22 protein-coding genes are annotated in these 19,977 nt (G+C 74.4%); 13 read left to right on the forward strand and 9 right to left on the reverse strand.

What is annotated here, in order from left to right; translation table 11 throughout:
- Window positions 1–65: 65 nt before the first annotated feature.
- The 4 genes from BLASA_RS07840 to BLASA_RS07855 are packed head-to-tail and all read left to right on the forward strand — an operon-like array spanning window position 66 to window position 4,505.
- On the forward strand, window positions 66–2,123 hold the full coding sequence (locus BLASA_RS07840; protein ID WP_014375550.1) for an HNH endonuclease signature motif containing protein: 2,058 nt from the start codon (window positions 66–68) through the stop codon (window positions 2,121–2,123).
- Between the two features lie 39 nt (window positions 2,124–2,162).
- Window positions 2,163–2,531 carry a hypothetical protein gene (locus BLASA_RS07845; RefSeq protein ID WP_014375551.1) on the forward strand — a complete coding sequence of 123 codons (369 nt, stop codon included), beginning with the start codon at window positions 2,163–2,165 and terminating at the stop codon, window positions 2,529–2,531.
- Complete coding sequence (locus tag BLASA_RS07850) at window positions 2,528–3,460, forward strand: hypothetical protein (protein ID WP_014375552.1); 933 nt, start codon at window positions 2,528–2,530, stop codon at window positions 3,458–3,460. The genes BLASA_RS07845 and BLASA_RS07850 overlap by 4 nt, the downstream gene beginning before the upstream one ends.
- A gap of 43 nt (window positions 3,461–3,503) precedes the next feature.
- Window positions 3,504–4,505 carry a Ku protein gene (locus BLASA_RS07855; RefSeq protein WP_014375553.1) on the forward strand — a complete coding sequence of 334 codons (1,002 nt, stop codon included), beginning with the start codon at window positions 3,504–3,506 and terminating at the stop codon, window positions 4,503–4,505.
- A 51-nt stretch (window positions 4,506–4,556) separates the two neighbouring features.
- Here the strand turns inward: BLASA_RS07855 and BLASA_RS07860 are convergent, their stop codons facing one another.
- The 3 genes from BLASA_RS07860 to BLASA_RS24925 all read right to left on the reverse strand — a co-directional run bounded on the left by BLASA_RS07860 (window position 4,557) and on the right by BLASA_RS24925 (window position 6,487).
- Window positions 4,557–5,168, reverse strand: a complete 612-nt coding sequence (locus BLASA_RS07860) for a Rho termination factor N-terminal domain-containing protein (RefSeq protein WP_014375554.1) — start codon at window positions 5,166–5,168, stop codon at window positions 4,557–4,559.
- An 81-nt stretch (window positions 5,169–5,249) separates the two neighbouring features.
- Window positions 5,250–6,275 carry an acetamidase/formamidase family protein gene (locus BLASA_RS07865; protein WP_014375555.1) on the reverse strand — a complete coding sequence of 342 codons (1,026 nt, stop codon included), beginning with the start codon at window positions 6,273–6,275 and terminating at the stop codon, window positions 5,250–5,252.
- Entirely contained in the window at window positions 6,272–6,487 is a 216-nt protein-coding gene (locus BLASA_RS24925; RefSeq protein WP_166486506.1) for a hypothetical protein, read from the reverse strand. The genes BLASA_RS07865 and BLASA_RS24925 overlap by 4 nt, the downstream gene beginning before the upstream one ends.
- Between BLASA_RS24925 and bluB the strand changes: the two genes are divergently transcribed.
- Genes bluB through BLASA_RS07880 form a run of 3 tightly spaced genes read left to right on the forward strand, consistent with a single transcriptional unit; the run spans window position 6,486 to window position 9,531 of the window.
- Entirely contained in the window at window positions 6,486–8,186 is a 1,701-nt protein-coding gene (gene bluB / locus BLASA_RS07870; protein ID WP_014375557.1) for a 5,6-dimethylbenzimidazole synthase, read from the forward strand. The genes BLASA_RS24925 and bluB overlap by 2 nt on opposite strands.
- Window positions 8,183–8,725, forward strand: coding sequence for a bifunctional adenosylcobinamide kinase/adenosylcobinamide-phosphate guanylyltransferase (locus BLASA_RS07875; protein WP_166486507.1), 543 nt, complete (start codon window positions 8,183–8,185; stop codon window positions 8,723–8,725). Before bluB ends, BLASA_RS07875 begins: the two co-directional genes overlap by 4 nt.
- Window positions 8,722–9,531: an adenosylcobinamide-GDP ribazoletransferase gene (locus BLASA_RS07880; protein ID WP_014375559.1), complete on the forward strand. Its 810-nt coding sequence runs from the start codon at window positions 8,722–8,724 to the stop codon at window positions 9,529–9,531. The genes BLASA_RS07875 and BLASA_RS07880 overlap by 4 nt, the downstream gene beginning before the upstream one ends.
- A gap of 9 nt (window positions 9,532–9,540) precedes the next feature.
- Here the strand turns inward: BLASA_RS07880 and BLASA_RS07885 are convergent, their stop codons facing one another.
- Together BLASA_RS07885 and BLASA_RS07890 are read right to left on the reverse strand one after the other, a co-directional pair.
- Window positions 9,541–10,314: an esterase/lipase family protein gene (locus tag BLASA_RS07885; RefSeq protein ID WP_014375560.1), complete on the reverse strand. Its 774-nt coding sequence runs from the start codon at window positions 10,312–10,314 to the stop codon at window positions 9,541–9,543.
- Window positions 10,315–10,343: 29 nt separating this feature from the next.
- Entirely contained in the window at window positions 10,344–10,649 is a 306-nt protein-coding gene (locus BLASA_RS07890; RefSeq protein ID WP_014375561.1) for a hypothetical protein, read from the reverse strand.
- 174 nt (window positions 10,650–10,823) lie between these two features.
- Here BLASA_RS07890 and BLASA_RS07895 point away from each other — a divergent pair, with 174 nt between their 5' ends.
- Complete coding sequence (locus tag BLASA_RS07895) at window positions 10,824–11,084, forward strand: hypothetical protein (RefSeq protein ID WP_014375562.1); 261 nt, start codon at window positions 10,824–10,826, stop codon at window positions 11,082–11,084.
- A 57-nt stretch (window positions 11,085–11,141) separates the two neighbouring features.
- Here the strand turns inward: BLASA_RS07895 and BLASA_RS07900 are convergent, their stop codons facing one another.
- Complete coding sequence (locus BLASA_RS07900) at window positions 11,142–12,329, reverse strand: acyl-CoA dehydrogenase family protein (RefSeq protein ID WP_014375563.1); 1,188 nt, start codon at window positions 12,327–12,329, stop codon at window positions 11,142–11,144.
- 131 nt (window positions 12,330–12,460) lie between these two features.
- Between BLASA_RS07900 and BLASA_RS07905 the strand changes: the two genes are divergently transcribed.
- Window positions 12,461–13,492, forward strand: coding sequence for a potassium channel family protein (locus BLASA_RS07905; RefSeq protein WP_014375564.1), 1,032 nt, complete (start codon window positions 12,461–12,463; stop codon window positions 13,490–13,492).
- 5 nt (window positions 13,493–13,497) lie between these two features.
- Here BLASA_RS07905 and BLASA_RS24930 read toward each other — a convergent pair whose 3' ends face one another.
- Entirely contained in the window at window positions 13,498–13,641 is a 144-nt protein-coding gene (locus tag BLASA_RS24930; protein WP_014375565.1) for a hypothetical protein, read from the reverse strand.
- A gap of 53 nt (window positions 13,642–13,694) precedes the next feature.
- Window positions 13,695–15,341, reverse strand: coding sequence for a class I adenylate-forming enzyme family protein (locus tag BLASA_RS07910; RefSeq protein WP_014375566.1), 1,647 nt, complete (start codon window positions 15,339–15,341; stop codon window positions 13,695–13,697).
- A 215-nt stretch (window positions 15,342–15,556) separates the two neighbouring features.
- Here BLASA_RS07910 and BLASA_RS07915 point away from each other — a divergent pair, with 215 nt between their 5' ends.
- Window positions 15,557–16,846 carry a hydroxyacid-oxoacid transhydrogenase gene (locus BLASA_RS07915; protein ID WP_014375567.1) on the forward strand — a complete coding sequence of 430 codons (1,290 nt, stop codon included), beginning with the start codon at window positions 15,557–15,559 and terminating at the stop codon, window positions 16,844–16,846.
- Window positions 16,847–16,851: 5 nt separating this feature from the next.
- On the opposite strand, the gene BLASA_RS07920 is transcribed toward BLASA_RS07915, so the two are convergent.
- Entirely contained in the window at window positions 16,852–17,268 is a 417-nt protein-coding gene (locus BLASA_RS07920) for a PaaI family thioesterase (RefSeq protein WP_014375568.1), read from the reverse strand.
- A gap of 117 nt (window positions 17,269–17,385) precedes the next feature.
- On the opposite strand from BLASA_RS07920, the gene BLASA_RS07925 reads away from it, so the two are divergent.
- Genes BLASA_RS07925 through BLASA_RS07935 form a run of 3 tightly spaced genes read left to right on the forward strand, consistent with a single transcriptional unit; the run spans window position 17,386 to window position 19,974 of the window.
- Window positions 17,386–17,808 (forward strand): hypothetical protein, encoded by a 423-nt coding sequence (locus tag BLASA_RS07925; protein WP_014375569.1) that lies wholly within the window; start codon window positions 17,386–17,388, stop codon window positions 17,806–17,808.
- The gene (locus BLASA_RS07930) at window positions 17,805–18,587 is read left to right on the forward strand and encodes a hypothetical protein (RefSeq protein ID WP_014375570.1); all 783 of its coding nucleotides are present in this window, start codon (window positions 17,805–17,807) and stop codon (window positions 18,585–18,587) included. Before BLASA_RS07925 ends, BLASA_RS07930 begins: the two co-directional genes overlap by 4 nt.
- Window positions 18,574–19,974 carry an alpha/beta hydrolase gene (locus BLASA_RS07935; RefSeq protein ID WP_051004900.1) on the forward strand — a complete coding sequence of 467 codons (1,401 nt, stop codon included), beginning with the start codon at window positions 18,574–18,576 and terminating at the stop codon, window positions 19,972–19,974. Before BLASA_RS07930 ends, BLASA_RS07935 begins: the two co-directional genes overlap by 14 nt.
- The last annotated feature ends 3 nt before the right edge of the window (window positions 19,975–19,977 follow it).

Consider the following 19,977-nt stretch of genomic DNA (forward strand, 5'->3'; position numbering starts at 1 on the left):
CTTCCGCGTCCGGCCTTCCCTCGCGTGACCCGTTTCTGTCGGTGGTCGAACATATGATCGAACACATGGAGCAGGAGACCACTCTCGCGGCCGGCACCGCCGGTGCGCCTGTGGCCGGCTGGGCGTCGGGGCCGTTGGGCGCGGTGCAGGCCGCCGATCGGGAGATCGCCCGGCAGACGGCGGTGCGAGCGCGGGCGGTGGCGGAGTTCGCGGCGTCCCGGCCGGCGTCGGTGGACCGGCAGCCCGGTGAGCCGGGTGCGATGAGCGCGGCGCGGCGGGCCGCCCGGCCCGCGGTGCTGGCTGATGTGTCGGAGTGGACAGCTCAGGAGCTGTCGATCGCCCTCGGGCTGAGCAGGCAGGGCGCCGGGCAATTGCTGGAGCGATCACTCACCCTGGTGCACAAGCTGCCCGGGACCGTGGATGCGATGGAGTCCGGGCTGCTGCACGACCGGCATCTGTGGGCGCTGCTGGAGCGGGTCGCGCCGGTCACCGACGAGCAGAAGCGGGCCGACCTCGAGCGGGACGTGCTCGCCTGGGTGGCCGAGCGGGCCGGTAAGCGGCAGATCACCACCCCGGCGCAGCTCGGTGGAAAGCTGCGTCGGATGGGTCTGGGCCGCGACCCTCGGCAGGACGCGAACGAGCTGCTGGCGGCGCTCAGGGAGCGCGGGGTGTGGGCACGGCCGGACCGCCGGCCCGGCATGGCGGCGTTGACGGCACTGCTCACCCAGCCCGAGGCGCAGGCGGTGGTCGACGTGCTGGGCCGGTACGCCGACGCCCTCGACGACCCCGAGGACCGCCGCACCCGGGGGCAGAAGATGGCCGACGTGCTGCTCGACCTGGTGCTGCGCCCGGGTGAGAGCCAGCTGCCGCCGGTACAGGCACAGCTCACCGTCGTGGCCGGGGTGCGGACCCTGGCCGGTGGCGAGGAACCCGGCGAGATCGGCGGTGAGCCGGTACCGGCCGAGATGGTCCGGGCACTGGCGCGCGGCCTCGGTCTGCTGGCGCCTGCGGCAGCAGGCCCGGCGGATACCGGGTCGACCGGCGAGGGCCCGATCCCCGGCCACCTGCTCGCGCAGTGGGAGGTCGAGACGTCACCGCCGGAGACCTGGCCGGACTGGCTGCGCGACGCCGACGAGCGGTGGTGGGCGGAGCTGGAGGCCCGCGCCCTGGCCGGCGGATGGGGCGGTGAGGACGATCCGCCACCGGAGGTGCGGCAGCGGCTCTGGGACGAGGAGTTCCGAGGGACCGCCCAGCTCCGGGCCGACGACGGCGGGCCGGGCGCAGCGCACGCAGCCGTCCCCACCCGGGAGGACGAGCGGTGGGCGGCCACGGAGTCCGCGCCCTGCGGGGCCCCGGCCCCGACCCCGGCCCCGGCCCCGGCCCCGGCCCCGGCGCCGGCCGGGCTGTGGCCCGCCGCGCATGCGGCCGTGGACGAGGCGAGCCTCGCCCTGCTGGCGCTGGACCGGGCAATGAACCGCGCCTCCGGGGCGGTCGACCGGGCGCGGATGGCCGACCACGAGGACGAGGAGAGCTGGCGGCGCAGCCCGGCCGGCCGGATCGACGCGGCCGGATCGGACCTGGCAGCGTTGGTCGCGGCGACCGCCCCCCAACGCGCCGCGCTGGCCGAACTGCTCGACCGATCCGGTGGCGGCACGCTGGTCGACCGGCCACGCATCGCGGTCGTCGACGAGCTCACCGGCGCCCTGCTGGCACTCACCGACGCCCGCGAACTACGCCGCAGGGCGCACTGCGGCCGACCGGCCTGCACCCGCCGGCCCGAGACCTGCGAGCACGACCTCACCGGTCGGCCCGGCCTCGGCCCGCCACCACCCACCGACGGCTACCGACCCGGGGCGGCACTGGACCGGTACCTGCGCGCCCGCGACCGCCGCTGCCGCTTCGCCGGCTGCCGCCGCCGCGTCCCGCGGGGCGGGGAACTGGACCACAACACGCCCTACCCCGACGGGCCGACCAGTGCGGAGAACCTCACCGGCTTCTGCACCGGCCACCACCGCGGCAAACACCAGGCACCCGGCTGGACCTACGACCTCGACCCGACCGGCACCCTCACCGTCACCACACCCACCGGCCTGGTTGCCGCCACCGGACCACCCCCGTTTTGATACCAAGGGCAGGAGTCCGACCAGGAGGAGGACGACCAGATGCGGATCGGATCGGGGCCGGCCGGGCCGGCGAAGGCGCACGGGTCGTTCACCAGCGTCGGTGGGCTGTGGCCGCTGCTGTCCATGCGCAGCTTCTCGGCGGTCACCGGGCCGAAGGCCGACCGCTGGTTGGTGCGCACCGTCGCCGGCCTGATGGTGGCCAACGGCCTCGCCCAGTGGCGCGCCGAACCGTCTCCCCAGGGGATCGCCGGCGCGCGCCGGATCGGCCTGGGGACGGCGGCCACCCTCGCGGCCGCCGACCTGGCCTACGCGATCCCGGGGCGGATCAGCCGCGGCTACCTGGTCGACGCGGTACTCGAGGCCGGCTGGCTGTTGGCGTGGGCCCGCTCCGGCCGGTCGCGGGCGTGACCCTCGCCGACGTCGCCGACGAGCTGTACGGCGTGCCGCCCGAGGAGTTCGTCGAGACGCGCGAGGCCCGGCGCAAGGACGCCCGCGCCGGGGGCGACCGCGACCTGGCCCGCGCGGTCGGGAAGCTGCGGAAGCCTTCCACGGCGGCCTGGGTGGTGAACACCCTCGTCCGGCGGGAGCCCGATGAGCTGGCGCAGCTCGTGGAGCTGGGGGCCGCGCTGCGCGACGCCCAGGGCAGCCTGGACGGTGACGAGCTCAAGGAGCTCTCCCAGCAGCGCCACCGGGTGGTCGCGGCGCTGACCCGCCAGGCGCGGTCACTCGCCTCGGACCTGGGGCGCCCGGTCAGCGACGCGGTCGCCGGCCAGGTGCAGGACACGCTCCGCGCAGCGATCGCCGACGAGGACGCCGGGCAGGCGGTGCTCTCGGGCCGGCTGCTCACCGCGCTGTCGCACCGGGGGCTGGCGAGGTCGGAGGTCAGCGGTGCCGTCGCGGACCTCGGGGATGACGGGTCCGCGGCGGCCCCGCGGCGGAAGCGGGCTCGGAAGGGCCGTACCACGGCCGAGGAGCGCCGGCGGCGGGAACGGGAGCAGGCGCTGGCGAAGGCCCGTGCCGATCTGGAGGAGGCCGAGGTGGCCGCCGCGGAGGCTGACGACGAGGCGCGGGCCGCGGGGGACCGGCTGGCCGACGTGACCGCCCGGCGGGAGGAGGCCCGGGCACAGGTCGAGGACCTCGAGCAGCGGTTGCGCCGGGCGGAGGCGGAAGCCGCCTCGCTCGGTGCGGAGCTGCGTGACGCCCAGCGACGCCGGGACGCAGGTGAGCGCCGGTCGGGGCGGGCACGGACCGCCCGTGACCGGGCACGTGCGCGGGTGGAGCGCTTGGCGGCCGACACGGACGGGGCCGCGCCGAGTGACCGTCCGGGAGCGGGGTAGGTGCCCGTGATCGTCGACGGGCTGTCGAGGAGGGAGCACTGCCGTGGCACGAGCCATCTGGACCGGAGCCGTGACGTTCGGGCTGGTCAACGTCCCCGTGGGGCTGTACGCGGCTACCCAGGACAATTCCGTCCACTTCAACCAGTTCGAGCGGGGGACGTCGTCCCGGATCCGGTACAAGCGGATCAACGAGGACACCGGCGACGAGGTCGACTACGAGGACATCGTCAAGGGCGAGGACATCGGCGACGGCCGGTACGTGATCGTCACGCCGGAGGAGCTCGAGGAGATCGAGCCCGGCCGCTCCCGGGTCATCGACATCTCCGACTTCGTCGACGTCGCCGAGATCGACCCCATCTACTACGAGAAGACCTACTACCTCGCCCCGCAGGACGAGGCCGCCCAGCGCGCGTACGCACTGCTGCTGCAGGCGATGGAGCGCGCCGGACGGGTCGGGATCGCCACGTTCGTCATGCGGTCCAAGCAGTACCTGGCCGCCATCCGCCCGCAGGGCGACGTGCTCACGCTGGAGACGATGTTCTTCGCCGACGAGGTGCGCGATCCGGTGGAGGAGATCGAGCAGCTACCGGTCAAGCACTCGTTCACCTCGCGCGACCTGGACATGGCGGTCTCGCTCATCGATACCATGAGCACCGAGTGGGAGCCCACGAACTACCGGGACACCTACCGCGACCGGGTCAACGAGCTCATCGAGGCCAAGCGCCGCGGTGAGGAGGTGGTCATCCAGGGTGAGCCGGACACGTCGGACAACGTCGTCGACCTGATGGCCGCGCTGCGTGCCAGCGTCGAGGCCGCGGGCAAGCACCGGCCGGGCAACGCGGCGTCGGCCGGCACACTGGCCACCCGGAAGCCGGGCCGGGACGCCGACCAGGCGCCGGCCGACGACCTGGCGGAGATGTCGAAGAGCGAGCTCTACGAGCTGGCGCAGGAGCTCGACGTCCCCGGCCGGTCGAAGATGACCCGTGACGAGCTCGCCCGCGCGGTGGCCGAGGCCCGCGGCGGGGGCACCAGCAAGGCGTCCTGACGCCTGGCCGGGCGGTGGTCACCCCCGGGGACGACCACCGCCCGCCTCAGCTCAGGCGTCCTCGCGGTCGGGGCTCTCCAGGCGGAAGAAGGTGCTCTGGTTCCCGTCCTTGCGCTCCTCCTGGTAGAGGAAGTTGAGCTTCCGGGCGTCGAAGGTGTCGAACCACTCGTCCCAGCTGACGTGGCGGAGGTTCTCGGAGTCGCCGCCGAAGTCGAAGCGCAGGACGCCGAGGTGGTCGCCGTGCTCGGTGCCCTCCACCGTGGCCGGGACACCGCCCCGGTCCTCGGCCCAGCGGCGGACGACCTCGTGGCTGGTGGTGGCGAGGCTGCGTCCCGCGCGCTCGGGGTCCTCGTCCAGCGAGGTGATCTCCTGCGAGTACTTCAGCGACTTCGACGTCTGGTCGCCGGTGCGCAGGTGACCGTCGTCGGGGCCGCGGTCACCCGGCTCGCCGGCCTCGCCGCCGCCCTTGTCGCCGCCCTTGTCGCCGCCGTCGCCACGGTCCTCCTCGTACGCCTGGGAGATCGCGTCGACGAGTTCTTCCTTCTTCATCGACGACGTGCCCTCCACGCCGTCGTCCTTGGCGCGCCGGCGGAGGTCGTCCACCGTCATCTCGCGCAGCTCGGTCTCGCTCAAACCGGGGGTGTTCGGCGTCTCGTTCGTCATGCGTCTGTCCTCCTCCGAGGTCGGTGCAGGCGATTCGCTCTCCGCCGTACCCGCCGCTCGGCAGTGCACGCGTGCCGGCGGCTACCCCTGGGCCAGGTACGCCGCGCCGGTCTGCCGGAGCCGGTCGTGCACGCCGCCGGCGACCGTGACGCCCGCACGGCCCAGGTACTTCTTGGCCAGCTTGGCCACCATCGTGTAGTTCGTGTCCACGACGTTGCCGGTAGGGGCGAGCCCCGCCTGGCTGACCAGCTGGTAGGCGTCCAGGGTGTCCCAGCCGGTCAGTTCGGCGGCCCAGGTCACGAGGTCGTGCTGGCTCACCCGGTAGGCGTCCTCGTGGGGGCGGGCGGAGCCGGTGGACATGAGGAAGTCGTCGGTCTCCGGCCGCGGCCACGGGGTGCCCGCGCCCTTGATGAGGTCGACGACGACGACGGTGCGCATGGCCGCCTCGACGGCGGTGCCGCACACCTCGCCCTCACCCTGCCGGCAGTGGCCGTCGCCGATGGCCAGCTGCGCGCCGGGGACGTTGACGCCGAAGTACGCCGTCGTGCCGGCGCGCAGTTCGGGGGTGTCCATGTTCCCGCCGTGCGCGCCCGGCGTGATGCTGGCGAAGACTTCGCCGCCGGCCGGGGCCACGCCCACGGTCCCGTGCATCGGGTCGAGCGGGAGCTCCACCTCCGGGCCGCCGCGGCGGGGGCGGAACAGGCAGGTGCCCCGCACGCGGTCGACCTCGTACACCCACACGACATCCTCCAGGGCGTCGTGCAGCATGGCGGTGCTGTGGGTGGCGGTGAGCGCCCCGAAGTGCGGGAACGTCGTGGACACCGCCCAGTCGCGCACCGGGGCGATGTCGACGAAGTGCACGGCGATGGTGTCGCCGGGCTCCGCGCCCTCCACGTGGATCGGGCCGGTGACCGGGTTCAGCTGCGAGAAGTCGCAGACCTGGCTGGGCAGGTCGCCGGTGCTGGTCACCCGGCCGCCGAAGCAGTCCTCGGTGGTCAGCTCCACGACGGTGCCCGGCTGCACCCGGAGCAGCGGCTCCGGCGCTCCGCCGAAGCTGTAGCGGTACTGGCCGGGCTCGGGGTTGAGCGAGACGACCTCGAGGGTCACAAATTCTCCTCCGCCTTGATCTCGGGCCTGCGGCCGGTGGCCAGCAGGACAAGGCCGATGGCGAACCACACGAAGCCCTGTTCGTGGGCGGCCACCCGCGCGGGGAGAAGTATGGTCCCCCCATGTTTCGGGGCGGCGACGGAGCCGGGGCGCGCGACGAGGATGTCGCCGACGACCTGGACGCCGGCCGGTGACCGTGAGGTCCACGGCATGACCTGGCCCCGGCCGGTCCCGGTGATCGGTGACCGCACCCATGCGGCGCAGCGCGCCGCCGACCCGGCGGGCTGGGCGTTCGACGCCGACAGCGTCGCGGCCCTGCACGCCGTCGTCGACGCCCGCCGCGACATCCGCCGCTACCGCCCCGACCCGGTGCCGCCGGCCCTGCTGCGGACGGTCCTCGGCGCCGGCCACCGTGCGCCGTCGGTCGGGCACTCGCAGCCGTGGCGCTTCGTCGTCGTCACCGAGCAGGCGACCCGGGACCGCGCGGCCGTGCTCGCCGACCGCGAGCGGCTCCGGCAGGCCGAGCTGCTCAGCCCCGACCGGCGGGCCCGGTTGCTCGACCTGCAGCTCGAGGGCATCCGCGAGGCGCCGGTGGGCGTCGTCGTCGCCTGCGACCGGCGGGCGCACGCCACCGGGGTGCTCGGCCGGGCCACCTTTCCCGACGCCGACCTGTGGAGCTGCGCCTGCGCCATCCAGAACATCTGGCTGGCCGCCCGCGCCGCGGGGCTGGGCGTGGGCTGGGTGACGCTGTTCCAGCCGGCCGACCTCGCTGAGCTGCTGCACCTTCCCGAGGGCGTCGAGACCCTCGGCTGGCTCTGCCTGGGCTGGCCCGACGAACGTCCGCCCGAGCCGGGGCTGGTGCGGCACGGCTGGTCGAGCCGGCTCTCGCTCGACGACGTGGTCCTCGCCGAGCGCTGGCCGGCCGACGGGAGCCCGGAGGCTCCCGTGTCGCACCTGGCCGGCCCGCAGCCGGACGCCGTGGTGGCCGGGCGCGACAGCGGCGCCGACCTGCTCGCCGTCCCCGGCTCGCTCGGCGTCCTGGACCGCGCCGTCGACCGGGTGCTCGCCCTGCCGGGCGTCGGGCCCGGCACCGGAACCCTGGTCGTGGTCGCCGGTGAGCACCCGGTGGCCACCGCGCACCGGGTGTCCGCCTATCCGGCGTCGGTCACCGCCGACGTGCTCGCCGCCACCCGCGCCGGGGAGTCGCTGGGTGCGGCGACGGCGCGGCAGGCGGGCCTCCGCGTGGTGGCGCACCACGCCGTCTCACCGGACCGGCAGGGCGACCTCGTCACCGCGGATGCGCTCACCCCGGCGGCGGCCGCGGCTCTCGTCGAGGAGGGTCGGGAGCTGGGCCGGGAGCTGGCCGCGCACGGTCTGGTCTGCCTCGGCGAGGTCGGCATCGGCAACACCACGGTGGCCGCCGCGCTGGCCTGCGCACTGCTGGGCCTCGCACCCGACGACGCGGTGGGGCTGGGCGCCGGTGCCGACGCCGCGATGCTCGCCCGGAAGCGCGCCGTCGTCGCCGGGGCGCTCGAGCGGGCCCGGGCCGAGCACGGAACCGCACTCGGGGAGCCGCTGACGGCACTCGCCGCACTCGGTGGGCCGGAGGTCGCCGTGCTGGCCGGGCTCACGCTCGGGGCGGCTGCGGCCGGCGTCCCGATCGTGCTCGACGGGCTGGTCACCTCCGTCTCGGCCGTCGTCGCCGTCGGCCTGGAACCGGCCGCGCAGACCTCGCTCGTCGCCGGCCAGCGCAGCCGCGAGCGGGCGCACGCCGAGGTGCTCACCGAGCTCGGTCTGGAGCCGCTGCTGGACCTGCGGCTGCGCTCGGGGGAGGGGGTCGGTGCGGCACTGGCCGCGCAGCTGCTGCTCACCGCGGTCCGTGCCCGGCGCACCGCCGGTCGGGTCTCGTGATCGGCCGACCGCGCCGGACCCTCGTGCTCGGCGGTGCCCGGTCGGGCAAGTCCCGGCACGCCGAGCAGCTGGTCGCCCGGGCGCGGCGGGTCGAGTACGTGGCCTGCGGGCTGCCGGCCGACGGCAGCGACCCCGAGTGGGACGGCCGGATCGCCCTGCACCGCGACCGGCGTCGGGCGTCCTGGCGCACGGTCGAGACCGTCGACCTGGGAGCCGTGCTCGGCCGACCCGGCCCGCCGGTCCTCGTCGACTGCCTCTCCACCTGGCTGGCGCGGGTGATGGACGACTGCGGGGTGTGGTCCGACGCCGCGGGCGCCGATGCCCGGCTGGACGCGGCCGTCGATGCGCTGGTCACCGCCTGGGAGGGCACCCGCCGGCGGGTGGTCGCGGTGAGCAACGAGGTCGGGTCCGGGGTCGTGCCCGCCACCGCGTCGGGCCGCCGGTACCGCGACGAGCTCGGCATCCTGAACACGCGGATCGCGGCGGCCTCCCAGCGGGTGTGGCTGCTCACCGCCGGGCTGCCCCAGCGGCTGCGATGAGCGCCGCCCCGCGGCAGGACGCGGGCAGCGGGGGATTGCTCGCCGCGCTCGGCCTCTTCAGCGTGGTGCCGGTGCCGGCGCATGCCCGCCACCCCATGGCCGGGGTGCTGCACTGGCTGCCGGTGGTCGGGCTCCTGCTCGGCTCGCTGGCGTGCCTGCCCGCCCTCGCCGTGTGGCGGGGCGCCGGCGCCGGGTCTCCGCTGCTAGGCGCCGCCCTGGTCGTCACCGCGCTGGCGCTGCTGACCCGCGGGCTGCACCTGGACGGCACCGCCGACCTCGCCGACGGCCTGGGCAGCGGCCGGCCGGCCGGGCAGGCGCTGGCGATCATGCGGCGTCCGGACGTGGGTGCGTTCGGCGTTGCCGCCGTGGCGTGCGTGCTCATCCTGCAGGTGACCGCGCTGGGCAGCGTGCTGGCGGTGTCGTCGGTCCCCGTCGGGGTGCTCACCGTCGCGCTGGCGACCACGACCGGTCGGGTGGCGGTGCTGCACGCGGCGTCCCGGCCGCCCGCTTCCGGATCGTCGCTCGGCGTGCTGGTGGCGGGCTCCGGGGCTCCGGTCGTGCGCTGGGGAACCACGGCGGGGCTGCTCGTCGCCGCCGCGGGCGCCCGGGTGGTCACCGGCGGATCGGCGGGGCAGGTGCTGTGGTGGGTCGCGGCGGTCGTCGTCGCGCTGCTGGTCGCCGCCCTCCTGGCCCGGCACGCCGCCCGGCGGCTGGGCGGCGTCAACGGCGACGTCTTCGGCGCCGTGCTGGAGATCGCCACCACCGGAACGCTGGTCGTGTTGGCCGCCGGAACCGCCTGGACCTGAACCGGCCGCTCATTCCTCCGGGAACAGGGCGCGGAGGCCGAACCGGGACGGCCGGACGAACGGGCGCCAGTCGTCGGCGGGCTGGGCCAGCCGGTCGGCGACGACCCAGAGCACCGCCGGGTCCACGCCCATGCCGAGGTGGCTGGCGTGCACGGCGACGTTCTCGCTGCGCGGACCCTCCTCCTGGAGACAGGTGCGCCAGTCGACGACGCCGTCCCACCGCGAGTAGATGGACGTGCTCGGCACGGACAGCGCCTTGGCCGGCCGCAGCTGCTCGACCGCCCGCAGCCGGCGGTACTCCCGGTACATGCCCGCCCCCGACGGAGGGCGCGGCCGGGGAGGGACCGCGGCGAACGGGGAGCCCAGCGAGAGGACCTGGCGCACCAGCCGGGGGGTGCGCCGGGCCAGCCGGCGGGCGAAGATCCCGCCCAGGCTCTGGCCCACGATGCTCACCGGTGTGCCGTGCTGGTCGACCAGCCGCTCCACGAGCGTGCGCACCCCCTCCACCACCTCCGGCCGGGGGCCGTGGTTGCGTCCGAGATCCCATCCCACGGTCGGATGGCCGAGGCGCCCCAGCCACCGGCGGAGCGTGCGGGTGGAGACGTCGGAGGCCAGCCACCCGGGTAGCACGACGACCGGGTGCGGCTCGCCGCGTGGTGCCAGGCACAGCAGCGGCCGGCCGGCGGCGAGGGCGCCGGCGCTCACCAGCGCGCGGGCCGGCTCGGTGAGGGCCAGGAGGTTGTCGGCGCGATCGCGGCGGGCCGGTGCGGGACGGGTGGACACCTGCCTTCGATGCCCGGGGAGCCGGCGGATCAGTCGCCAGGCGGGAGGACCCGGGGGACGAACACCTCGTCGACAGGGCGCGGACCGACGTACTGGCGACACGTGCAGGGCACCCAGTTGTGCCCCGACCAGCGGCCTCGCTTGTCGTAGGTGTCGCGGCGCAGCTCCGCGTAGCAGGTGTTGCTCTCGGTGTCGTGCTGGCTGAGCGTGTGCCCGCACCCGCACAGCGGGGTGACCGGTGGGGGAGCGGCCACCGGCCGGTGCCGACCCAGCCGCCCGGCCAGGAAGCCGGCCCCGAGCAGGGCTGCGCCCACGGCCAGGCTGATCGGATCCATCGTCGTGCACCTCCCGCGCGAGGCTTCCGACGGTAGCGCGCCGGCACGGTCCCCGGAGGGGTGACCGAGGCATGCCGGAACTGCGGAGCGTGACCGCGCCGGGGTCGTGACCCGAGGCACGTTTCGCCCGATCAGGGGGATTGGCGGCCGTGTCGGCGGGGCACGGTGAATCCCGTGGAAACGTACGCGGTGGGGTTCGCCCGTCCCGATCGATGGTCGGGTGGGTCGCGCAACCAACAGAGCTACCCCTGGCACGCCGTGGAGGCACACCGACCGCCGGCCGAGCTCGACGGCGAGGTGGAGCTGGCGGTCTGCGGCGCCATCGTCCAGGTGTGGGGCACGCAGAAATGGCAGCGGGTCGGGGTCGGCCGCACCGGGTGCCCCGAGTGCGCCCGCATCACCGCGGTCGGAAGGCGGCTGTCCGCCGCCAGCTGACCGTTCCGCCCGGCCCCGGATCCCGTCCCGACGGGCCCCGGGGCTGTGTCGTGCCGGTCAGCTCTTCTCGGGCTTCCGGCCGCTGATCGCCGACAGCCCGGTGATCGCCCGGCCGACGATCAGGGCCTGCACCGAGTCGGTGCCCTCGAAGGTGAACACGGCCTCCATGTCGGCGTGGTGCCGGGCGACGTGGTGGTCGATGAGGATGCCGTCGCCGCCGAGGATGTCGCGGGCGTCGGCCACGATCGCCCGGGCCTTGGCGGCGTGGTTCATCTTCGCCAGCGACGCCATGGCCGCGGTCATCTTGCCCGCATCGGCCAGCTTGGACAGCCGCCAGCACATCAGCTGCATGGAGGTGATCTCCGCCAGCATGCGGGCGAGCTTGTCCTGCACCAGCTGGAATCCGGCGATCGGCTGGCCGAACTGCTCCCGCTGGAGGGCGTGGGCGAGCGCGAGCTCGTAGGAGGCCGTCGCCAGCCCCAGCGCGCGCCAGGCGACGGTGTACCGGGTCCGGTCGAGCACCTGCGAGACGTCCTTGAACGAATGGCAGTTGGCCAGCTTGTTCTCCGCCGGCACCCGGACGTCGGTCAGCGTGATCTCGGCCTGCCACACCGCCCGCAGCGCCGTCTTCCCCGTCATCACCGTGGCCTCGTAGCCGGGGGTGCCCTTCTCCACCACGTACCCGCTGACGGCGCCGTCCTCGCCGCGGGCCCAGACGATCACGTAGTCGGCGATCGAGCCGTTGCCGATCCACTTCTTCTGACCGTTGAGCACGTAGGCGTCTCCGTCGCGGCGGGCCGAGGTCTCCAGGCCGACGGCGTCGGAGCCGTGCCGGGGCTCGGTGAGGCCGAAGGCGCCGATCTTCTCCAGCCGCGCCATCTCCGGCAGCCAGCGCTCGCGCTGCTCCTCGTCGCCGAGCAGGGCGATCGACTGCATGGCCAGGAAGCTGTGCACCCCGTTGAAGGTGCCGATGCTGCCGTCGGCACGGGCCAGCTCGGCGGCCACCAGACCGGCGGCGACGTTGCTCATGCCGGGGCAGCCGTACCCTTCGATGATCCCCCCGACGACGCCGATCTCGGCCAGCCGGGGCACCAGCTCGAAGGGGAAGTCCGCCCGTTCCCAGTAGTCGTTGATCCGCGGGAGGACCTCCTGCTCACCGAAGGCGCGGACCCGGTCCCGGATCGCGATCTCCTCCGGCTCGAGCAGGTCCTCGAAGGCGTAGAAGTCAGGGCTGTCGACGGTCACAGCTCGAACGTACGGCGAACCGGGGCCGGCTGCCCGTCGCGCGAGGAAGGGGACACCGCTCGGTCGTGGCAGCCCTCCCGGGACGGCGCGCGGTAGCTTGCCTCGTCCGGACGCCGTCGCCAGGAGATCCGTTGCCGTTCTTCCTCCACCGCTTCACGCGGCTCGTCCGGGCGCGCCTGACCGGCTGGCGGCTGCCGCTGGCCGTCGCCGTGTTCGTCTTCCTCTCCAGCTGGCTGGCGATGGCCCTGGTCGAGCCGGCCGACACCGACATCGCCGCCCCCGCCACTTACTGGTGGTACTTCCTCGTCACCGCCGCGACCGTCGGCTACGGCGACGTATTCCCGTCCTCGCTCGGCGGCCGCATCGTCGGCGGGTACGTGATCGTGGGTGGCATCGTCACCCTGACCCTGCTGTTCACCCGGCTCTCCGACGCCCTGCAGTCGGTCCGGAGCCGGCGTCTGAGAGGTGTGGTCCCCCTGGAGCTGTCCGACCACCTGGTGCTGCTGGGCTACTGGCCCGGGCGCACCGAGCGGATCCTGACCGAGCTGACCGCCGAGGGACGTACCGAGGTCGCTCTCTGCGCCTGGGACGAGGTCCCGGAGAATCCCGTGTCCGACCGGCCGGCGGTGCACTTCGTCCGTGGCGACCTCACCCGCGAGGACGTGATGTCCCGGGCCTGCGTGGCCGCCGCCCGCACCGTGGTCATCGACGGACGGGACGACAACGAGACGCTGGCGATCGCGGTGGCCGTCGTCCACGCCAACCCGCGCGTGCACGTGGTCGCCGCCGTCCGCGACCTCGACCGCGGGGAGAACCTCCGCTACGTCGACGACGGGATCCAGGTCGTGCAGTGGCACATGCCCTTCCTCCTCACCGAGGAGGCGACCGACCCCGGGATCGCGCAGGTCTACACCGACCTCATGCGCAGCGGTGGGAGCGGCAACACCTACTCGCTGACGGTGCCGCCCGGATTCCCGTACGCGACCTTCGGTGACTGCCAGTCCCACTTGGGCCGGGAGTTCCGGGCCACCGCGCTGGCGCTGCGCGGTGCGGACGGGCCGGTGCTCAACCCGCCGTGGGACACGCCCGTACCGGTCGGGGCGACCCTGTACTACGTCGCGGAGGCCCGCATCCCCCTCCGGCAGTTCACCGGCGGACGCTGACCGGTCTAGGAGGGGTGACCCTCGACGTCGCGCTCGTCGCCCTGCGGCGCCTCGCGCGGTGCGCTCTGCGCCTCCAGGTCCGCCGCCACCTCGGCGCTCTCCTGCTCCAGGGCGATGTCGCGGGGCTGCGGCGTCTCCGGCGTCGTCATGGCTCCACCCTGCCGCAACCGGCCCCACTGCGCCCGGTCATCGCGGCCGGCGGTCAGCCCCGCAGCTCCCGGCGGAGGATCTTGCCGGTGACGGTCTTGGGCAGCTCGTCCACGAGTTCCACGCTGCGGGGGTACTTGTAGGCGGCCATCCGCTCCTTGCAGTGCGCGATCAGATCGTCCTCGGTCACGGCGGCACCGGCCTTGAGGCTGACGAAGGCCTTGACCGTCTCGCCGCGCTTCTCGTCGGGGACGCCGACCACCGCCGACTCCCGGACCGCCGGGTGCTCGGCGAGGACGTCCTCCACCTCGCGGGGCCACACCTTGTAGCCGGACGCGTTGATCATGTCCTTCTTGCGGTCGACGATGAACACCCAGCCTTCCGGGTTCAGAAAGCCGACGTCCCCGCTCTTGAGCGCACCACCGGGCAGGCTCGCCGCGGTCTCCTCCGGCTTGCCCCAGTAGCCGGCGACGATCTGCGGCCCCGCCGCGACGATCTCGCCGATCTCGCCCAGGGGCAGGTCCCGTCCCTCGTCGTCCTGGATGCGCACGACCGTGTTCGGCGCCGGGACGCCGACCGAGAGGGCGCCCGAGGTCGGGTCGACCGGGGACGTGGCACCGAGCGGGGTGACGGTCATGGGGGACGTCGTCTCGGTCAGGCCGTAGGCGCTGTGCACCTGCTTTCCGGTGGCCGCCAGGAACGCCTGCTCGGCGGTGGGGGAGATGGCCGCTCCACCGGAGTAGACCGAGGTGAACGACGCGAAGTGGTCGCGGCTGCAGCCGGGGGCGTTGAGCAGGGCGGTGAACGCGGTGATGGCGCCGATGGTGGAGGCAGGCCGGTGTTCGACGAATGCGTCGAGCACCACCTGCGGCTCGAACCGGTAGGCCAGCACGAGCGGGGCGGGGACGAGCAGGCTGACCGCGACGTGCCCGATCAGCCCGGTGATGTGGAACAGCGGGGCGATGCCGAAGATCGCGCCGTCCCGCCCGGCGCGCACCCAGTCCCGGTAGACCTGCGCGGTGAACACCACGTTCCGGTGGGTGTTCATCGCGCCCTTGGGGACGCCCGTCGTCCCCGAGGTGTAGGTCAGGAAGGCGACGTCGTCCGACCGCAGCCCGACCGGTGGCGGCGTCTGCCCACGGTGCCGGTCGATCAGCTCCAGCAGGTCGACGGTCCCCTCGTGGCGCTGCCGGGTGACGCCGGCGAAGAGACGCTCGTCGTTGCGCGTCTGGAAGTCCAGCTCGCTGGTCGTGAGCACCAGGCGCACGTCGGTGTCCGGCACGACCTCGCGGGCGACCTGGTCGTAGAGCGACTCGAGGGCGAGCAGCACCGTGGCGCCGGAGTCCGTCACGAGGTACGACAGCTCGCGTTGCCGGCTCATCGGGTTGATCGACACCATGACGCCGCCGGCCTTCCACGTGGCGACCATCGCGATGACGAACTGCGGCACGTTCTGCAGGTAGACCGCCAGCCGGTCGCCGGGGGCGAACCCGTTGGCGAGCAGCCCGGAGGCCAGGCCGTCGGTGAGCTCGTCGAGTTCCCGGCGGGTGATCGTTCCGTCGAAGTAGCGCAGCGCCACCCCGGAGGGGTCCCGTTCGACGCCGGTCCGGAACATGTCCAGGGCGCTCTCGAACTCGATCGCGTAGTCGGCCGGCTGGTCGCCGTAGACGGCCAGCCAGGGACGGTCGTCGTAGCTGCTCACGGTGCTCCTCGATGACGACGGGGTCGACCGGCGTACCGGCTGCCGCGCCGACGTGCGGCCACGTCCTGCCGGCATCCGGTTCTGCCGTCGTACCAGAGGTGGGGAGCGCCGGTGCGGTCATCCGGACCGCCGTGGTGGCGAGCACGACCGCTGGTGCACCATTCGGTCCACCCGATCACCGTCACCGCACCGCCCGACCCGCCCAGGGGGATCCCATGACGAGCAGCGTGCCCGGCAATCCGGAGTCCGTCTTCACCTACGGCGCTCCGCAGCTGAAGTTCGGCAGTGGCGCGTCGGACGAGATCGGCTACGACCTCAGCCGGTACGGCGTGCGGCGGGTGCTGGTGATCACCGACCCGGGTGTCGCGGCCACCGGCCATCCGCAGCGGGTCGCCGAGCAGATGCAGCGGTTCGGCATCGAGGCGCGCGTCTTCGACGGCGTGCACGTCGAGCCGACCGACGTCAGCCTGATCGCCGCGATCGACGAGGCGCGGGCGTCGGGCCCGTGGGACGCATTCGTCGCGGTCGGCGGCGGCTCGGCCATCGACACCGCCAAGGCGATCAACCTGCTCACCACCAACCCCGGCGAGCTGATGGACTACGTCAACGTGCCGGTGGGGAAGGGGCAGGCGCCGACGGAGCAGCTCAAGCCGCTGGTCGCCGTGCCGACGACGACCGGCACCGGCTCGGAGAGCACCACGATCTGCGTGATGGACGTGCTGTCGCTGAAGGTGAAGACCGGGATCAGCCACGCGCGGCTGCGCCCGACCCTGGCGGTCATCGACCCCGATCTGACCCGCAGCCAGCCGGCCGGGGTGACGGCGGCGTCGGGCATGGACATCCTCTGCCACGCCCTGGAGAGCTACACCGCACGCTGGTTCAGCGCCTACGAGCGCAAGTCGCCCGAGCAGCGGGTGCCCTACTGCGGCGCCAACCCGATCTCGGACATGTGGTCGGAGAAGGCCATGACGCTGCTGGCCGGCTCCTTCCGCACCGCCGTCCGCAACGGGGACGACGTGCAGGCCCGCGCCGACATGGCGCTCGCCGCGACGTTCGCCGGCATGGGGTTCGGCAACGCCGGCGTGCACATCCCGCACGCCAACGCCTACCCGATCGCCGGGCAGGTCACGGACTTCCACCCCGACGACTATCCGGGCGACGAGCCGATGGTGCCGCACGGGATGTCGGTGGCCCTGACTGCCCCGGAGGCCTTCCGGTTCACGTTCGAGGCCTCGCCCGACCGGCACGTGCGCGCCGCCGAGCTGCTGGCGCCGGGGGCGGACCGCCCGTCGGACCTGGCGGAGTTCCTGCCCACGGTGCTGGCCGACCTGATGCGCGACATCGGCATCCCCAACGGGGTGGGCGCCGTCGGCTTCGGTGACGGTGACGTGCCCGTCCTGGTGGACGGCGCGATGAAGCAGCAGCGGCTGCTGGCCACCTGCCCCCGAGAGGTCACCGCGGAGGACCTCGCCGGGATCTTCCGCCGGTCGATGGCGCTCTGGTAGCCCGTTCAGCGGGGGATGAGCACCGTCTTCGTCACCTGACCGGTGGCGACGAGCACCCCGTCGACGGTGGCCTCGGCCCGCATGAACGCCACCGCGCGGCCCCGCCGCAGGACCGTCGCGGAGAGCTCCACGGTCGCGCCGGCGGCGACCGGCCGCAGCAGCGAGGCGGCGACGTCGTGGGTCACCGCGTGCTCGCCGTCGTTCAGCGAGGGCAGCAGGGCGAGGAACGAGGCGACGTCGAGCAGCGCGTAGACGATGCCGCCGTGCAGCAGCCCCGCCGGGTTCTGCGCGGCCTCGCCGACCGGGAAGCGGATCCCCGCCGAGGGGTCCCGCGCGTCGCGCAGCTCGACCCCGAGGAACCGGTGCAGCGGGATGTCGAGGACGGCCTGCACGCGGGCGTCGGAGGAGGCTTCACCAGGCACCGGCCCAGCATTCCTCAACAGGTCCAGCCGGTCTCCACAGGTGCTCCGGAACCGCGACGGGGCGCTCAGGCGCGCACCTAGGCTCCGCTGCAGTTCTGGACCGGGGAGGCGGCGGCGGTGGGGTGGTACGGAGACCCGGAGGCGCTCGACGCGCTGGCGGCGGAGCTCGCGCAGCGGGCCCGGGACGTGCGCGCGGCCGGCGCCGAACACCGGCGCGGGGCCGAGCGCGCCCGCTGGGTGTCCGACGCCGCCGCGGCGTACCGCCGGCAGGTGGCGCTCGACTGCACCGACGTCGATACCGCCGCCGGGGCCATGGCGGAGGCCGCCGAGCTGTTGCGCCGGCACGCCGACGAGCTGCGCGAGCAGCTGGCGGAGATCGCCCGGGCCGAGCACGCGGTGCGGGCGTGGCTCTCCGAGCGGGCCGCCCGCGGCGGCGAGCTGCTCGGCGACGTCGGCGACGTGCTGGGCCAGCTGCCCGAGGCGGGCGCCGACGCCTGGCGCCAGGTGTCGGGCCGGCTCAGCAGACTGGCTTTGTGGTGAGCGCCGAGCCGCGGCGGCAGACCCTCACCGCGGCCGGGTGGTCGGTGGTCGCGGCCGGTCGGCTGACGCACCCGCCGGCGGCGTTCGCCCCGGTCCCGCTGAGCCCTGGCGACCGGGACGTCGCGATCTCCGTTCTGGTCGGCGCCGGGATCGTGGTGCGGCACGACGGGGGAGCAGTCGAGCCGGTGCCGCCCCTGGCAGCCGACCTGGCCACGCTGGGCCGCCCGCTGCTGACGGTCGAGCTCGAGGTCACCGGCCGTACCGGTGCCCGTCAGGGCTGGTTGGCCCTCGGCCGGGACGTGGTCGTCGGACTGCTCACGCTGGCAGACGGCGGCGTGGAGCTGTCGCTCGCGCCGGCCGTGCGGCTGGGCGCCGAGCTGGCGCGGGCCGTGCCCCACGCGGCGGAGCTGACCGGGCCCTGGCCGGCTGGGGAGGAGCCGGGCGACGGCGTCCCGACCGCCGGCCCCCTTCCGCTGGCCCTGCTGGAGGACGTGCTGTCGCCCGATGCGACGGCGGAGGAACGGGCGCTGGCGCAGGAGCTGGAGCGGCGGACGGCCGGCTCGCTGAGCTGCCGGGTGGCCGGCCGGGCGGGTTCGGCCGTCGGCTCCGGGGAGGTCTCCTGGCTGGCGACCCACGCGGGGTGGGTGGGCCTCCGGCCGCGTCTGGGCGGGGAGCCACGGCGGATGCTCGACCTGGTGCCGGTGGAGCCGGGCGACATCGGAACGTGGGTGGCGCCGACCGTGGGCGCGCTGCTGGGGAACTCCGATGGGCGGCCCTGAGATCCGGGTGAGCGGTGGCGCCGGGGGCCTGGAGGCCGAGCTCGCCGACCTCGCCGTTCTGGGGCGCAGCAGCCTCGGCCTGGCCGAGCTGCTCGCCGCTACCGGCGGAACCTGCTCCGGGATGCTCACCGACCCGGACCTGCTCGCCTCCGCCCTGCTCGACCCCGCCGGCGTCGTCCGGTTCGAGGCCGCGCTGCTCGAGGTTCTGCACGGTCCGCAGGGCTTGACTGCCCTGGCCGTGAGGTTCACGGCACGGGCCGCGGTACTGCAGGCGGCCGCAGCCGCCTACGAGGCCGCGGACGCCGCCCTCGCCGAGCTGGCCGACGACCTGCACTGGGCGGCGGGCTACTTCCCGGCAGCCACCCTGGCCGGGCTGGTCACGCTGGGGGTGGGGCAGTTCCTGGCCGATCCGGCCGGCACGGTCGGCGAGATCGACGCGCTGATCGACGATCCGGAGCGCTGGCTGACCCAGCACCCCGGCCTGGTCGACCACGCGGTGAGCACGGCGCCGGGCCTGGCCTCGCGGGCGACCGCCATGACCGGTGGCCTGCTCTCGCCGTGGCTCGGCGGGAGCGACGTCCGCGCCGCCGCGCGCCGGCTCGGGCACCTGTGGCCCGACGGCCGGCCGGTCGTCACTCCGCTGCCGGACGACCAGCGCGGACCGGTGACGAGGCCGCCCACGAACGTCAGCGACCTGCTGGTGGCCCTCGATCTCCGCGCCGTCCGCTCCAGCGCCGGGGAGGACCAGATCAGCGTCCGGGTGATCTCCCGCGCCGACGGGAGCAGGGCCTACATCGTGGACATCCCGGGGACCAGGAACTGGTCGCCGCCCAGCGGCTCGGTCAACCCGCCCACCCATGACCTCGGCACGAACGTCCGGGTGCTCGGCGGTGACACCACCACACGGCAGGCGGCCGTCGCCGAGGCGTTGCGACGGGCGGGCGCCGGATCGAGCGATCCGGTGATGCTGGTGGGTCACAGCCAGGGCGGGATGGTGGCCGCCCAGGCCGCGCACGACGCCGGCACGGCCGCGTTCCCGTACGACGTGCGCAGCGTGCTCGCCGTGGGATCACCGGTCGCCCGGGCGGACGTGCCGTCGTCGGTGCAGATGCTCGCGCTGGAGAACGCCCACGACGTCGTCCCCCACCTGGACGGGCGGGCCAACGACGACGACCCGAACGTCACCACCGTGACCTTCCAGACCCAGTACGGCTCCGTCGGCGAGAATCACGGCATCAACAGCGCGTACCTGGGTGCGGCCCGGATCGTCGACCGCAGCGACGACCCGTCGATCGCCGCGTACCGGGCCAGTGCCGCCCCGTTCTTCGCCCTTCCCGGTGCGGACGCGGAGGTGGTGGCGCACGTCTACTCGATCGGCAGGAGGTGACCC

The organism is Blastococcus saxobsidens DD2 (assembly GCF_000284015.1).
In the GTDB taxonomy this organism is placed as follows: Bacteria; Actinomycetota; Actinomycetes; order Mycobacteriales; family Geodermatophilaceae; genus Blastococcus; species Blastococcus saxobsidens_A.

Excerpts from the sequence above, each read along its gene's own strand:
- BLASA_RS07840 (WP_014375550.1), top strand. The coding sequence starts at position 66 with ATGGAGCAGGAGACCACTCTCGCGGCCGGCACCGCCGGTGCGCCTGTG.
- BLASA_RS07845 (WP_014375551.1), top strand. The coding sequence starts at position 2,163 with ATGCGGATCGGATCGGGGCCGGCCGGGCCGGCGAAGGCGCACGGGTCG.
- BLASA_RS07860 (WP_014375554.1), bottom strand. The coding sequence starts at position 5,168 with ATGACGAACGAGACGCCGAACACCCCCGGTTTGAGCGAGACCGAGCTG.
- bluB (WP_014375557.1), top strand. The coding sequence starts at position 6,486 with ATGACCTGGCCCCGGCCGGTCCCGGTGATCGGTGACCGCACCCATGCG.
- BLASA_RS24925 (WP_166486506.1), bottom strand. The coding sequence starts at position 6,487 with ATGCCGTGGACCTCACGGTCACCGGCCGGCGTCCAGGTCGTCGGCGAC.
- BLASA_RS07880 (WP_014375559.1), top strand. The coding sequence starts at position 8,722 with ATGAGCGCCGCCCCGCGGCAGGACGCGGGCAGCGGGGGATTGCTCGCC.
- BLASA_RS07890 (WP_014375561.1), bottom strand. The coding sequence starts at position 10,649 with ATGGATCCGATCAGCCTGGCCGTGGGCGCAGCCCTGCTCGGGGCCGGC.
- BLASA_RS24930 (WP_014375565.1), bottom strand. The coding sequence starts at position 13,641 with ATGACGACGCCGGAGACGCCGCAGCCCCGCGACATCGCCCTGGAGCAG.
- BLASA_RS07915 (WP_014375567.1), top strand. The coding sequence starts at position 15,557 with ATGACGAGCAGCGTGCCCGGCAATCCGGAGTCCGTCTTCACCTACGGC.
- BLASA_RS07935 (WP_051004900.1), top strand. The coding sequence starts at position 18,574 with ATGGGCGGCCCTGAGATCCGGGTGAGCGGTGGCGCCGGGGGCCTGGAG.